This window comes from Nocardia sp. NPDC051570 (assembly GCF_044454005.1).
Taxonomy (GTDB): domain Bacteria; phylum Actinomycetota; class Actinomycetes; order Mycobacteriales; family Mycobacteriaceae; genus Nocardia.
The window spans coordinates 404283-418095 of record NZ_JBITDI010000003.1 but is presented as its reverse complement, the minus strand read 5'-3'; the positions used below and the strand labels follow the sequence as shown (position 1 = coordinate 418095).

The window sequence follows — 13813 nt, the reverse complement described above, 5'->3', positions numbered from 1 at the left end:
CCGCCGAACGTCCGGAGCCCGGGTCAGTCCCGAGGGGGTATCGGTTGTGGTGCGAGGGGACCGGTGTAGCGGGCCGAGGGTCGGATGATTCGAGTGTTCTCGGCTTGTTCCAGGATGTGCGCGCTCCAGCCGACGATCCGGCCGACGGCGAAGGTGGGGGTGAACATCGCGCGGGGAATGCCGCAGAGTTCCATCACGACACCGGCATAGAACTCGACGTTGGTGTAGAGCTGCCTGCCGGGTTTGACCTCGGCGAGGATCTCGACGACGCGTCGCTCGACCGCGACCGCGAAGTCCACGAGATCGCCACCGAGCCCGGTGGCGATGTCGCGCAACATGATCGAGCGCGGATCGTCGGTGCGATAGACCGCATGCCCGAATCCCATGATGCGGTCGCCGCTTTCGAGTTTGCGCCGCACCCAGTCATCGATACGGTCCGCGGTACCGATCTCGTCCAGGCTGTCGAGCGCGCGATCGGGCGCGCCCCCGTGCAGCGGGCCGGAGAACGTTCCGAGTGCGGCCGCGATCGCCGAGGCGATATCGGCCCCGGCCGAGGCCACGATCCGGGCGGTGAAGGTGGACGGATTGAACCCATGATCGATGGTGGCGATCAGATACCGCTCGATCGCACGGGTGGCGATCGGATCCGGCAGCAGGCCGGTCACCATGTACAGCCAGTTCGCCGCGAGGGACAGATCCGCGCGCGGCGCCACCGGAGCCAGACCGCCGCGCAGCCGGTACAGCGCCGCGAGGATGGTCGGCGTCACCGCGCAGATCAGCAGCGCGTCCTCGCGCTGGGTGGCGGCGTCACAATCCCAGAGCGGCAGCAGATCTCGCAGGGTTGCCAGCATCGATACGGCGGTGCGCAGCCCGGCGATCGGATGGAATTCCCGCCCGGCCGCGGCGATCGCCGACAACATCGGCAGCAGGTCCGGTGGCAGGATCCGAAGCCGCGCAACGCATTCGGTGAAGACATCCAGTTCGACCCGGGCGGGCAGATGTCCTTCGAACTGCAGGAACCACACCTCTTCGAAGGTGCACGCGGTCGCCAGATCGATCGCGGAGTACTGGCGGTAGTGATAGAAGCCCTCCTTCCCGCGGACATCGCCCAACCGGGTGTCGGCGGCGATCACGTTCCGCAGGCCCGCGGGGACGTCGATGAGTGTGTTGCCGTTGTTCGTCATGGCCAGAACCTCCTGCACCGACAGTGCAACCAACGTCCAGTACAGTCAATATTGATCAAGTCAACGTGCGCGCGAAAGGTGCTGATCGTGGTCGAGGACAGTGAGGTACGCCACCTCACCACCGCCGAGGTGGCGCAGCAGCTCGGCGTGAAACCCGCGACCGTGTACGCCTACGTCAGCCGCGGAATCCTCACCAAGGTCGAGGGTTCCGATCGCCATGGCAGCCTGTTCCTCGAGGATGAGGTCATCCGGCTCGCGCGGCGTCGTCGCGACAGCGGCCGGGGTGGAACCCTCGACGACATCACCACCGCGATCTCGGCCATCGAGGACAACCAGCTGCGCTATCGCGGCCGCGAGGTGGTCGATCTGGTCGCGAGCCAGTCGGTGGAATCGGTGGCGTCCCTGCTGTGGACCGGCGAACTCGGCCCACAACAACTGCTCGACGCCCCCGCCGATGTCCTGGCGGCGACCGGCGCCGCGGTCGCGTCGCTCGGCGCCGACGTCCGGTCGACCGATCGGATGCGGGTCGCCGTGACCGTGGCCGGAGCCCGTGACCTGCTGCGATTCGATCTGTCCACCGACGCCGTCCTGCGCACGGCCGCAACGATTCTCGCGGTCGAGGCCGCATGTTTCGGCCCGGCGCCCGCGACCGCCGAGACGCTCGGACAACGCCTGTGGCCCGGTATGACCGACCGTCCCGCCCGCGCGGATCTGCTCGACGCGACGCTGATCCTGCTGGCCGATCACGGCTTCGCCGTCTCCACGGTCGCGGTGCGAGTCGCGGCCAGCGCCCGGGTACACCCCTACGGCACCGTCGGCGCGGGACTAGGTGCCGTCGACAGCCAATATCACGGCGCCGCAAGCACACTCGCGTACCGATTCCTGCGCGACGCGATCGACGATCCGCTCGGCACGCTGTCCGAGCGGCTACGCCTGGGCGGCCGGCCGCCCGGCTTCGGCCATCTGATCTACCGCACCCGCGACCCGCGTGCCGAGGTACTCCTGACCATGCTCCGCACGGTGCCCGAGGCCGGGCCCGCACTGCGGGCACTCGACACCGTCACCGCGCACCTCGGCCGATCCCGGACCGTCTTCCCGAATATCGATCTGGCCCTTGCCGTGCTCATGCACGCCTTCGCCATGCGATCCGACGCCGGTGAGGCGATCTTCGCCATCGCCCGGACCATCGGCTGGATCGCCCACACCCTCGAGGAATACACCGAATCCCCACTGCGCTTCCGCCCCACCGGCACTCGCACCGCCACCGCGCATATCTGAACCTACGACCGCCTTGGGGCGAGGCGGCCACGTCCCCGCCCCGGAATGCCCCGATCTGTTCGTCGAGGAGATCCCCGGCCTTCTCCCGGCCGCCGCGCTGATACGGGCGAACGAGCGGCTATCGCGGCGGGCTAGGGTGGGCGTCATGGTGTGTCGGGGATGGGTTGGGCGTGGTTCGGTCGGTGCGGGTGCGCTGGTCGTGGCGTTGATCGTTGCCGGATGCGGTTCGGCGACAACCACTTCCGTGCCCTCCTCGACGGCCGCGTCCACCACGTCGGTATCGGCGGCGGCCACCGCCGCGGGGCCCGCGACGGTCACCGTCGAGGTGGACGATATGAAGTTCTCCCCCGCCGCGTCGACCGTCCGTGTCGGCGACACCGTGACGTGGAAGTTCGCCGATCGGTTTCCGCACGAGGTGCAGGGGATCGGCGATGCCGCGATGGGAATCAACAGCCCGATCTTCACCCATGGCGAGTGGAGCTATACCTTCACCGTGGCCGGCACATATCGCTATCTGTGCCCGCTGCATCCGGATATGCGGGGCGTGGTCACCGTCCGGTGAGGGTGGTATTCAATGCCTCGACGGCCGATACCAGCGGTGCCAGTTCGGGATCGGCGGCGGCCTGGCGTAGTTCGGCCGATAACGCGTCGTCGTGGGTCGGGCGCGCCTGGTCCAGCAGGGCGAGGCCCGCGGGCGTGACGTCGGTGTAGATGCCGCGGCGATCGTCGGGGCACAGGTAGCGCTGCAGCAGGCCACGGTCCTCGAGACGGGTCACCAACCGGGTGGTCGCGCTCTGGCTCAGCGCGACCGATTCGGCCACCTGATTCATGCGCAGATGTCCGCCCGGTCCGTCGTGCTGACGGCTCAGCACCACCAGCAGCGAGTATTCGCGCACGCTGAGCCCGTTACCGCCCTGCAGGGCGCGCTCGATGCGCGATTCGATCCGATAGTGGAGCACCGACAGCGCGTACCAGCCGTCGGCGAGGCCGGTGAGCTCGGCATCGGCGGTCATGTCTTCCTCCTGCGTGGGTCCGGACTTCAGGATACCCAGCCCGCGAAACATCACGCGCTTGCATTTATAGCGCGCATGCAACTATTGTCGACGCTCGTAACACTCGCACGCATGCCAGGTGGAGGCCTACCCATGCCGCTCGCACTGCTTGCCCTCACGGTCGGGGCATTCGCCATCGGGACGACCGAATTCATCGTGATCGGCCTGCTGCCGGGGATCGCGGCGGGCTTCGGCGTCTCGATCCCCACCGCCGGCTGGCTGGTCACCGGCTATGCCCTGGGCGTGCTGGTCGGTGCGCCGATCATGACCGGGCTCGGCACCCGCGTCTCCCGCAAACGCATGCTGCTGATCAGCCTGTCGTTACTCATCGGTGGCAACGTATTGTCCGCTGTCGCACCGAATTTCGGCCTGATGTTATCCGGCCGGATCGTCGCGTCGATGGCGCACGGCGCGTTCTTCGGGATCGGTTCGGTCGTCGCGGGCAGCCTGGTCCGCCCGGAGCGCCGGGCCGGGGCGATCGCGATGATGTTCACCGGGCTCACCGTGGCCACGGTCGTCGGCGTGCCGGTGAGTACGCTGCTCGGCCAGCAGTTCGGCTGGCGGCTGGCCTTCGCGCTGGTGGCGCTGGTCGGCGTGCTCGCCTTCGGCGGGGTGTTCGCGCTCGTCCCGGAGCAGCACGCTCAGCCCGGCGCCCGGCTACGGCACGAACTGGCCGTGCTGCGCAATCCCCAGGTGCTGCTCGCGATGGCGATGACGGTGCTCGGATTCGGCGGGGTGTTCGCGGCGAGCACCTATCTCGCGCCGATGATGACCGATGTCGCCGGTTATGCGGAGAGTTCGGTCACCTGGATCATGGTGCTGTTCGGACTGGGCTTCCTGATCGGCAATCTGGTCGGCGGCCGCTATGCCGACCGGCATCTGATGCCGATGCTGTACATCACGCTGAGCGGATTGGCGGTGGTGCTGGGCCTGTTCACCGTGACCGCGCACAACAAGTTCGCGGCCGCGATCACCGTGGTACTCATCGGCGCACTGGGTTTCGCGACCGTGCCCCCATTGCAGAAGCGCGTCCTCGATCAGGCCGCCAGCGCACCCACCCTCGCCTCGGCCCTCAACATCGGCGCCTTCAACCTCGGCAATGCCATCGCCGCCTGGCTCGGAGGCCTGGTCATCGCCACGGGTTTCGGCTACACCGCACCCAACTGGGTCGGCGTGGTCCTGGCGGGCAGCGCACTGGGATTGGCAGTTCTCTCCGGTGCACTGGAGCGCCGCGAGCGAATCGCTGCTCCCACCGAAGACCTCGTGGCCGTCGGGAATTGACGCTCCCCTCGCGCCCCGCCAGGGCCGCGACGAGGTCATTCCACCGTGACCGACTTGGCCAGGTTGCGGGGCTTATCGATGTCGTAGCCGCGGGCCTGGGCGACCTCGGCGGCGAAGATCTGCAGTGGGACGGTCGACAGCAGCGGCTGGTACAGCGTCGAGGCGGCGGGGATTTCGATGAGGTGGTCGGCGAACGGGCGCACCGTATCGTCGCCCTCCTCGGCGATCACGATCGTGCGCGCGCCGCGCGCCTGGATCTCGCGAATGTTGCTGAGCAGCTTGGAATGCAGCACCGCCCGGCCCTTCGGCGACGGCATCACCACGATCACCGGCAGGCCCTCCTCGATCAGCGCGATCGGGCCGTGCTTGAGCTCGCCCGCGGCGAAACCCTCGGCATGCATATACGCCAGTTCCTTGAGCTTGAGGGCACCCTCGAGGGCCACCGGATATCCGACGTGGCGGCCGAGGAACAGCACCGTCGACTCATGAGCGAGCTGCCGCGCGATCTCGCGCACCTGCGGCGCGGTCTCGAGTACCCGCTCCACCAGCCGGGGCATCGCCTCCAGTTCGGCGAACTCGCGCGCCACCTCGTCCGGATACTTGGTGCCGCGAGCCTGCGCGAGGGCAAGGCCCACAAGGTAATTCGCGGTGATCTGCGCGAGAAACGCCTTGGTCGAGGCGACGCCGATCTCCGGGCCGGTACGGGTGTAGAGGACCGCATCGGATTCGCGCGGGATCTGCGCGCCATTGGTATTGCAGATGGCCAGCACGCGCGCCTTCTGCTCCTTGGCGTGCCGCACGGCCTCCAGGGTGTCGGCCGTCTCACCGGACTGCGAGATCGCCACCACCAGCGTCGAACGGTCGAGAACCGGGTCGCGATAACGGAATTCGCTGGCCAGCTCCACCTCGACGGGCAGCCGCGTCCAATGCTCGATCGCGTATTTGGCCAGCAGCCCGGCATGATACGAACTGCCGCAGGCGACCACGAAGACCTTGTCGAATTCGCGCAGCTCCTGATCGGCGAGGCGCTGTTCGTCCAGCACGATCCGACCGTTGGCGAAATGCCCGATCAGGGTGTCGGCGACGCCGCCCGGCTGCTCCTCGATCTCCTTGAGCATGAAGTAGTCGTGGCCGCCCTTCTCGGCGGCGGCCAGATCCCAGTCGATGGTGAACGGCCGGATGGGAACTCCGGACTTGCCGTCGAAATCGGTGACGGTGTAGCCGTCGGCGGTGATCACGACCACCTGGTCCTGCCCCAGCTCGACCGCCTCGCGGGTGTGCTCGATGAACGCCGTCACATCCGAGGCGATGAACATCTCGCCCTGACCGACGCCGACCACCAGCGGCGTCGAGCGACGCGCGGCAATGATCGTGCCGGGATGTTCGGCATGGGTGAAGACCAGCGTGAACGCGCCCTCGAGGCGGCGCAGCACGGTCAGCGCGCTGGCGACGAAATCGCCCGCGGTCGGTCCCGCGGCATAGGCGTGCGCGACCATATGCACCGCGACCTCGGTATCGGTATCGCTGCGCAGTTCGACCCCGGCGTCCTCGAGTTCGCGCCGCAGCGGGGCGAAGTTCTCGATGATGCCGTTGTGCACGACCGCGACCTTGCCGCTGACGTCGCGATGCGGATGCGCGTTGCGATCGGTCGGGGCGCCGTGCGTGGCCCAGCGGGTATGGCCCATGCCGGTGGTCCCGGCGAATGCGGCGACGCCGGTTTCGGCGAGTTCGGCCTCCAGATTGGCCAGCCGCCCGGCCTTGCGTTCCACCGCGATCCCGCCCGCACCGTCGAGGATCGCCACGCCCGCGGAGTCGTATCCCCGGTATTCCATGCGGCGCAGCGCGTCCACGACGACGCCCAGCGCGTCCCGGTAACCGACGTACCCCACGATTCCGCACATGGGTCCCCAGCGTACTGGGAGCTGCACGACACGCGAATCGGACGACCTGAGCCGCCTCGGACCTGGAGCAACGGAACGGGGAGCGATCCGGAGGGAAGGTGCGAAGCCCAGGGGCCATGGCCCCGCGACGCTATCGAACACAGTGGCTCGCGTCTCTGCCGGATCCGGCCAACGGAACGAGGAACGGCCCGGAGGAAGGGCACGAAGTCCAGGGCCGCAGCCCCGCGACGCTATCGAACACAGTCCGCCCCGGATCTGGACCAATAGAACTGGGGACGACGCGGAGGGAAGGATCGCGGCTCGAGGGCCCCAGACCTGGACCGATAGGGCTGGGGAACGAAGCGGAGGAAAGGACCGAGACTCGAGGGCCGCCAATCGGTTAAGTTCATCGTCGTGTCGGCGTCTGTGAAATCGCTCCTGAGCTCCCTGTCCAGCCCGGGACCGCACCGGGTCATGCGCGGCAACCTGGGCATCACCGGGCAACCGGGGGTGGTGTTCACCCCGGAGAAGGGCTTGAACCTACCGGCGGTCGCCTTCGGTCACGGCTGGCTGACCGGCGTCGGCAACTATCGCAAGCTGCTGGAGCACCTGGCGTCCTGGGGATTCGTGGTCGCGGCCCCCGATACCGAGCGCGGTCCGATTCCGTCGCATCTGAATCTGGCGACCGATCTGCTCACCACGCTCGATATCTGTGCGGGAGTCCGGTTGGGCGAGGGCAAGATCAGCGTGCATCCGGATCGGCTGGTCCTTGCCGGGCACGGCATGGGTGCGGGCGCGGCGGTGATCGCGGCCGCCCAGCGCAAGGTCGCCGCGGTCGCGGCCCTGTTCCCCGCGCCGACCGCCCCGACCACGGAATCGCTGGCTCCCGAGATCGACGCCCCCGCCCTGATCGTGGCCGGCGCGGAGGATATCGATTCGGTCGGCTCCAATGCCCTCGCGCTCGCCTCGGCCTGGGGTGGGCCGATGGTCCTGCGCGCGGTCGACGACGCCTCCCACAACGGCATCGTCGAGGGGCGCCGCGCCCTGGCCGCCCTCGGCGCGGGCGGGCACGAACCCAGAACCGATCGCACCACCCGCGGACTGCTGGTCGGCTATCTCATGTATCAACTCCTCGGCGACAAGACCTACAAGGCCTTCGCCGATCCCGAGGCCGCGATCCCGCACACCGCGCCCGTGGATCCCGACGCCGTCCCCGAACCCGAGCCGCAGACGCCGTCGAAACGGCAACTGCTGCAAGTGGTTCAGATGCTCCGGAAGTAGCGCCACGCGGCTGATACGTTCCCGGCCTGAGGATCTCGGTGGGCGAAGCCGCCTTTCGGATCTCGATCTGCGATAACGCCGAGAAGGCTGCCGTCTCCGGCGACAAGCGGCAGAACAAGCTCCCCTACATCCACTCCGGGCACCCCGGTCGCGCCGATGTGGATGCCGCCCCGCCGGGACGGACCCCCGGCGGGGCGGTGGGCTGCGCCCATTCGACCGGACGCGGCTTCCTGCTCGGTCGAGTCGCCAGGCTCGCCGGATTCGTCGGCCCCGCACCGGAATCGACGCCGCGGGTGCGACATGCGCTGTCCCGCAATGATGTTCGCGGGGTTGTGGGTAGTCGTGGTCGAGGACCGTCCGAACTACCTCGTCGGCAAGGGGCCCGGCTGGATCGGGCCGACGGTGAAGGAGTGGATATCGGGGCCCGCGCAGTGGCTGGTCTGCCCTGGGACGACTACGGAGTCTCGCTGATCCGGAGGGTAGACGCGGAGGCCGGCGGCGGGGGCCAACTGGCAGCGGTCGGGATCGTAGCCGCCCATGCCGTTGGTGTCGTGGAGTAGGGCGCTGGCCTGGGCGCCCGGGATCAGGGTCACCGTGGTTATCGGGCCCGAAGCGCGGTCGGCGGGGTTGCCGGATTGGTCGCCGGAATCGGCGACGTAGGAGACTCCGGGATAGCCCGTGAGCGTGCAGGGGGTGGTGGAGGTGTTGGTGAAGATCAGGGCCGCGTAGCGCTGGCCCGCGCCGACTCCCTGGTCCTGCTGGGTGACCGAAAGTTGGCCGGTGGCACAGGAAGTGGGGCCGGTGGTGGATTGCTGGGGTGTCATCGCGGAGCCGGGCGATGGGAGGGAGGATAGCGGTGCGGACAAGGCCGGGAGTGGCGGCGTCGTCGTGCCGCCCGAGTCAGGACCGTCCCCGCCGCAGGCGGCCACCGTCAACGCGATCGCACCGAGTCCCACCGCCGAATACCTCGCACTGCTGGGCATACCGTGAACCTACCTCCGCCGCGCCCGACCTTCGAGTATTCCTCGCCCGCCACCGAGTCGGCGTTATCAGTCGCAGGGCGGGTAACCGGGGGGTGTCTCGGTGATCGGCGTGGATTCGGCCTGTCTCGCCGCGGTGGTGTCGTTGGGCGGAATGCGTTCAGACCAGCCAGCTTTTGCGGCGGTAGTACTCGTCGTCCTCGTCGTCGACCGGGGTGACGGGCCGGTAGGTGGCTCGGGGGGTCTCCGCGCGAATCTCGGCCTCCCGTCGGTCGCGTTCGGCGGCCTCGGTCTCCCACTGTTCGGCGAGTCGGCGGCACCGCTCGGCGGTCTGCCGATTCACCTCGTCGATCTCGTCGAGCAGCAGTGCGTTGCGGCGGCGGCCCTCCGCGAGGATGCGCTCGATCTCTGCGGCGTAATCCATTGGTGACTAACGCTTTCCGCTGGTCATAACGGACCCGCCTCGGCCAGCTCGGGTCCGGCGTCCGACGGCGGTTCGGGCGGCGGCTTCCCGGCGTTGCGGAGCCGTTCGTGGGAATCGTCGCCGCGCCGGGACGGGGGCGGTATCGGCGGGACGCTGTGCGGATGCGGGGTCTGGTTGTCGCCCTGTGGATTCCGGTCGTCCTCGGATGGCTCCCGCGGGGACGGTGGGCCGTCCGGTGGCGGTGTATCCGTCGAATTCTCCTGATGCTCGGCGGGTTTCGAATCCTCGGACAGGATGGGGATGCCGTGTTCGTCCTGACGCAGGGTGTAGGTCGTCGATGGTCCGTCGGTCTGCAACATCGTCAGCCTCAGCTCCCCCGCCGGATCCGCCTCGAGCCGCAGTTGCTGGTCCCCGGTATCGAGTTCGGCCCGCACACCGTCGGCGGGGTGGGCGATCTTCTCGATCTGGTCCGTCGCGCCGCCGACGCCCTGCTGAACCTGCTCTATCGCACCGTCAACACCTTGCTGAATCTGCCCCACCGCACCATCAACGCCCTGCCGGACCTGCCCCACCGCACCATCAACGCCCTGCCGGACCTGCCCCACCGCACCATCAACGCCCTGCCGGACCTGCCCCACCGCACCATCAACACCCTGCTGAATCTGCTCCACCGCACCATCAACACCCTGCCGGATCAGACCCGACAGCACGGATGCGCCCTGGGTCAGCGCCTGGCCCGTACCTTCGAACAGCGGGGTGGATTGTGCGGCCATTCGGGCGAGATCGTCGAGTGCGCCGACGGCCGTCGAATCGGCCGAAGTCGGTGCGGTGGAGGGCATCTCGGGTCGCGTCGGGCTCGTCGGACCGGAACCAGGGTCGTGCTGGGGCGCGCCCTGCTGCCCTGCGGTCGGATAGGGGACATCGCTCATCTGCGCGAGGGCATCGGTGATCACCTTGTACAGACCCTCGACGCCCGCATGGCAGTCGGCGCAGGCACGGCCGAAGATATCGAGCTTGTCCCGAACGTCCTGCTGGAAGGGACCGCTCAGCCATTCGGCGCATTTCCTCGCGATGTCGTCGTCGGGCGTCCCGGGGAAGATCGCCCGTAGCCGCTCGATCGGCCGATCGGCGCTCCGCGCGATATCGGAGATCTGGCCGGGGTTCTTACCGTCGATCGTGCCGCCCGTTCGATCCCACAGGGCCCGAACGGCATTCGCCTTCCCGGCGATGATCGACTTCAGGGCCGGTATCGCGAATTCGATGGCGCGCAGGGCATTTCGGGCGGCCACTCGATCGTCGTTCGAGCGCGCCACCAGACCACGCAGGGTATCCGTCGTGACCGCGGCGGCCTCGCCCTGCCATATCGACGGCAGCGTACGCATCTGCGCGCTCTGCACCTCCCATTCGGCGTCGGCCGCGGCGAGCACCCGCCTCAGATCGCCCGCGACGGCGCCGAGGGCGACGAGATTCATCATCCGCTGCGCGTCGTAGTGCGCGCACAGGTCCGAATAGGACGGCCCCTCGATCGAGGTCGCCTGGTACAGCAGCGGGAGATAGTGCTCGAAGTACCGCAGTCCCGGCGCGCCCGCATCGAGAATGTGGTCGACATCGCCGGACTGCGCGAGATCCGCGTCGGCGCCCATTACTCGTTCGCGACCTTCCGGGCCGCCTCGGCATCCGTCGTGCCGAGCACGACGACACCGCGTCCCATCGCCTCGGCCAGCGCGCCGGACGCCTCCTGCCACCGCAGGAGCCAGGATTCGATGCGAACCAGTCCGTCCTGGATCCGCCGCCCCTGCTCGGCATACCGCGTCCCGGCCTGGGCGGCGCCGAACGTGCTGGCGCGCAGCTGTTTCGCCTGTTCGCCGAGGGTGGTCGCGGAGGTCCGCAGCGAATTCGCGACGGCGTGCACGGCCTGCGGATCGACGAACACACTTCCCGATGCCACTCGCGCCGAATCCGCCACCTCGCACCCCCTCATATCGAGACCTACTCGGTTGGACGCAGCGGAACCGCCCCCGGTTCCCCCGCGGACCTACTTACCGATATGCCCCTGATCCGTGCGCACCCACTGCGTGGTGCCGTCGGGATTGTGATGAAACTCCCACGCCGCGTAGTCGCCACTGTCGTCGACGATCGAGACATGGTCAGCTGTGCCGTCGTGATCCATATCGGTCCAGACCTCGAGGGAGTGGTCGCCGTGGACGGTCTCGGTATCGGCGATGCCGTCGCCGGTCAGGTCCTGGGTCGGATCGTGTAATTCCACCGAGCCCAGGCTCCCGAGGTCGGAGTGGGCATCGACATTCGGCAGATCAAGACCCGGCAGATCGCCTGATGAGATCATGTGCGGCTCCTCGGGGATATGCGTCGGGATGTGGGTCCATCCTGTCATCCCCACGCATCCTCGCGCAGCCGTGTATGGCGACTGCTGTGAATAACCGGGTCCGGTTGCGAGCCACATCACGCTCAGTACTTCGGAATGATCAGCCACAGCACCAGGTAGATCACGAACTGCGGGCCGGGCAGCAGGCACGACAGCACGAACAGCAGCCGCACGATATTGGCGTTCCAGCCGAAGTATCCGGCGATTCCACCGCAGACGCCGGCGATCCACTTATCGTTCTGCGAGCGGGTGAGGCGGCGAGTCGGGGCGGTCATCGAATTCTCCTTCGGTCGATCAGTACGACTCCACTGTGCGGCAGGGGGTCCGGCCGCCGCATCGGGCAGGGGACCGATGGGCACCCTGATTTCCGGCGGCCCGGACTCAGGGTGCGACCCCGACACCGGCACACTGGACGGTGTGACCACACTGCATGCCCGCGGGCTGTCGGCCGAGCACGGCGAGCACATCCTGTTCGAGGATCTCGATCTGGTGCTGGCGGACGGCGATGTGATCGGACTGGTCGGAGTGAACGGTGCGGGCAAGTCGACGCTGCTGCGCATGCTGGCCGGGCAGAATCCGCCGACCGGCGAGATCACGCTCAGTCCGCCCGATGCGACGGTCGGCTATCTGGCGCAGGAACCCGAGCGGGTCGCGGGCGAGACCGTCCTGGCGTATCTGTCCCGGCGCACGGGAGTGGCCGCGGCACAACGGATCATGGATGATGCGGCGGAACGGCTGGCCGACGGCGGCGCCGACGACTACTCCCCTGCTCTGGAGCGCTGGCTGGCCCTGGGCGGAGCGGATCTGGAGCAGCGGGCCGAGGAGGTCGCCGCCGATCTGGGCCTGATCGAGAGCCTGCCGAACGGCCTGGACACCCCGATGACCGGACTGTCCGGCGGTCAGGCGGCGCGGGCGGGACTGGCGTCGGTTCTGTTGTCGCGCTTCGACATTCTGCTGCTCGACGAGCCCACCAACGATCTGGATCTGGACGGGCTGGCCCGGCTGGAGCAGTTCGTCGACGGGGTGCGGGTGCCGCTGGTGATCATCAGCCATGATCGAGAGTTCTTGGCGCGCACGGTGAATCGGATCCTCGAGCTGGATCTGACGCAGCAGCAGGTGGGCAGCTACGACGGCGGTTACGAGGCCTATCTGGTGGAGCGGGAGATCGCCCGCCGCCATGCCCGCGAGGCCTATGAGGAGTACGCCGACACCAAGGGCTCGCTCGAGAATCGCATGGCCATGCAACGCAATTGGCTCGAACACGGCGTGCGCACGGCGCGGCGCAAGGCCCGCGATCCACGAAAGGTGGACTCCGATAAGGCCGGTCGCAAGATGCGCGCCGAATCCACCGAGAAGCAGGCCTCGAAGGTGCGCCAGACCCAGCGGCGCATCGAGCGGCTCGACGAGGTGGAGGAGCCGCGGAAGGAGTGGGACCTGCGCATGTCGATCGCGGCCGCCCCGCGCAGCGGTTCGGTGGTCGCCACCGTCGCCGGCGCGACGGTGACCCGCGGCGACTTCACGCTGGGACCGGTGACCGCACAGGTGGATTGGGGCGATCGGATCGTGGTGACCGGCGCCAACGGCTCCGGGAAGTCCACGCTGCTGTCGTTGCTGTTGGGCAAGATCGCGCCGGACGCCGGCACCGCGACGCTCGGCTCCGGCGTGGCGGTGGGCGAGGTGGATCAGGCGCGCGGGCTGTTCCGCGGAACCGCCACGCTCTCGGACACCTTCAGTGCCGAGGTGCCCGACTGGCCGGAGGCCGAGGTGCGCACGCTGCTGGCGAAGTTCGGCCTGCGCGGCCCGCATGTGCTGCGGGCCAACGAGACCCTCTCCCCCGGCGAGCGGACCCGGGCCGCGCTCGCGCTGCTGCAGGCGCGCGGGGTGAATCTGCTCGTCCTGGACGAACCCACCAACCATCTGGATCTGCCCGCCATCGAACAGCTCGAGCAGGCCGTCGAATCCTTCACCGGCACACTGCTTCTGGTCACCCACGACCGCCGCATGCTCGATACCGTGCGCGCTACCCGGCGGTGGCGCGTCGAGCGGGGACAGCTGTTCGAACAGCAGTGA

Annotated in this window: 14 protein-coding genes; 5 read left to right on the top strand and 9 right to left on the bottom strand. The window is 68.4% G+C overall.

Features of this window, described 5'->3' with window-relative positions; translation table 11 throughout:
* Nucleotides 1–23 precede the first annotated feature (23 nt).
* Nucleotides 24–1184, bottom strand: coding sequence for a citrate/2-methylcitrate synthase (locus ACIA76_RS08805; RefSeq protein WP_397150141.1), 1161 nt, complete (start codon nucleotides 1182–1184; stop codon nucleotides 24–26).
* A gap of 87 nt (nucleotides 1185–1271) precedes the next feature.
* On the opposite strand from ACIA76_RS08805, the gene ACIA76_RS08800 reads away from it, so the two are divergent.
* Together ACIA76_RS08800 and ACIA76_RS08795 are read left to right on the top strand one after the other, a co-directional pair.
* A complete protein-coding gene (locus ACIA76_RS08800; protein WP_397150139.1) occupies nucleotides 1272–2462 on the top strand; it encodes a citrate/2-methylcitrate synthase in 1191 nt (396 codons plus the stop codon).
* Between the two features lie 145 nt (nucleotides 2463–2607).
* Nucleotides 2608–3024, top strand: a complete 417-nt coding sequence (locus ACIA76_RS08795; protein WP_397150137.1) for a plastocyanin/azurin family copper-binding protein — start codon at nucleotides 2608–2610, stop codon at nucleotides 3022–3024.
* Here the strand turns inward: ACIA76_RS08795 and ACIA76_RS08790 are convergent.
* The gene (locus tag ACIA76_RS08790; protein WP_397150135.1) at nucleotides 3011–3475 is read right to left on the bottom strand and encodes a MarR family winged helix-turn-helix transcriptional regulator; all 465 of its coding nucleotides are present in this window, start codon (nucleotides 3473–3475) and stop codon (nucleotides 3011–3013) included. The genes ACIA76_RS08795 and ACIA76_RS08790 overlap by 14 nt on opposite strands.
* Before the next feature lie 132 nt (nucleotides 3476–3607).
* On the opposite strand from ACIA76_RS08790, the gene ACIA76_RS08785 reads away from it, so the two are divergent.
* Nucleotides 3608–4795 (top strand): MFS transporter, encoded by a 1188-nt coding sequence (locus ACIA76_RS08785; RefSeq protein WP_397150132.1) that lies wholly within the window; start codon nucleotides 3608–3610, stop codon nucleotides 4793–4795.
* A 35-nt stretch (nucleotides 4796–4830) separates the two neighbouring features.
* Here ACIA76_RS08785 and glmS read toward each other — a convergent pair whose 3' ends face one another.
* Complete coding sequence (gene glmS, locus ACIA76_RS08780; protein ID WP_397150130.1) at nucleotides 4831–6696, bottom strand: glutamine--fructose-6-phosphate transaminase (isomerizing); 1866 nt, start codon at nucleotides 6694–6696, stop codon at nucleotides 4831–4833.
* A gap of 393 nt (nucleotides 6697–7089) precedes the next feature.
* On the opposite strand from glmS, the gene ACIA76_RS08775 reads away from it, so the two are divergent.
* Nucleotides 7090–7956, top strand: coding sequence for an alpha/beta fold hydrolase (locus tag ACIA76_RS08775; protein ID WP_397150128.1), 867 nt, complete (start codon nucleotides 7090–7092; stop codon nucleotides 7954–7956).
* A 362-nt stretch (nucleotides 7957–8318) separates the two neighbouring features.
* Here the strand turns inward: ACIA76_RS08775 and ACIA76_RS08770 are convergent, their stop codons facing one another.
* The 6 genes from ACIA76_RS08770 to ACIA76_RS08745 all read right to left on the bottom strand — a co-directional run bounded on the left by ACIA76_RS08770 (nucleotide 8319) and on the right by ACIA76_RS08745 (nucleotide 12018).
* Nucleotides 8319–8939: a DUF4232 domain-containing protein gene (locus ACIA76_RS08770; protein WP_397150126.1), complete on the bottom strand. Its 621-nt coding sequence runs from the start codon at nucleotides 8937–8939 to the stop codon at nucleotides 8319–8321.
* A gap of 157 nt (nucleotides 8940–9096) precedes the next feature.
* Nucleotides 9097–9360 (bottom strand): hypothetical protein, encoded by a 264-nt coding sequence (locus ACIA76_RS08765; RefSeq protein ID WP_397150123.1) that lies wholly within the window; start codon nucleotides 9358–9360, stop codon nucleotides 9097–9099.
* A 23-nt stretch (nucleotides 9361–9383) separates the two neighbouring features.
* Nucleotides 9384–11003 (bottom strand): hypothetical protein, encoded by a 1620-nt coding sequence (locus tag ACIA76_RS08760; RefSeq protein ID WP_397150121.1) that lies wholly within the window; start codon nucleotides 11001–11003, stop codon nucleotides 9384–9386.
* Nucleotides 11003–11308 carry a hypothetical protein gene (locus ACIA76_RS08755; protein ID WP_397150119.1) on the bottom strand — a complete coding sequence of 102 codons (306 nt, stop codon included), beginning with the start codon at nucleotides 11306–11308 and terminating at the stop codon, nucleotides 11003–11005. The genes ACIA76_RS08760 and ACIA76_RS08755 overlap by 1 nt, the downstream gene beginning before the upstream one ends.
* 87 nt (nucleotides 11309–11395) lie before the next feature.
* Nucleotides 11396–11752 (bottom strand): DUF6802 family protein, encoded by a 357-nt coding sequence (locus tag ACIA76_RS08750; protein WP_397150117.1) that lies wholly within the window; start codon nucleotides 11750–11752, stop codon nucleotides 11396–11398.
* A gap of 74 nt (nucleotides 11753–11826) precedes the next feature.
* A complete protein-coding gene (locus ACIA76_RS08745) occupies nucleotides 11827–12018 on the bottom strand; it encodes a PspC domain-containing protein (RefSeq protein ID WP_397150115.1) in 192 nt (63 codons plus the stop codon).
* A gap of 142 nt (nucleotides 12019–12160) precedes the next feature.
* Between ACIA76_RS08745 and ACIA76_RS08740 the strand changes: the two genes are divergently transcribed.
* Nucleotides 12161–13813 carry an ABC-F family ATP-binding cassette domain-containing protein gene (locus ACIA76_RS08740; protein WP_397150113.1) on the top strand — a complete coding sequence of 551 codons (1653 nt, stop codon included), beginning with the start codon at nucleotides 12161–12163 and terminating at the stop codon, nucleotides 13811–13813.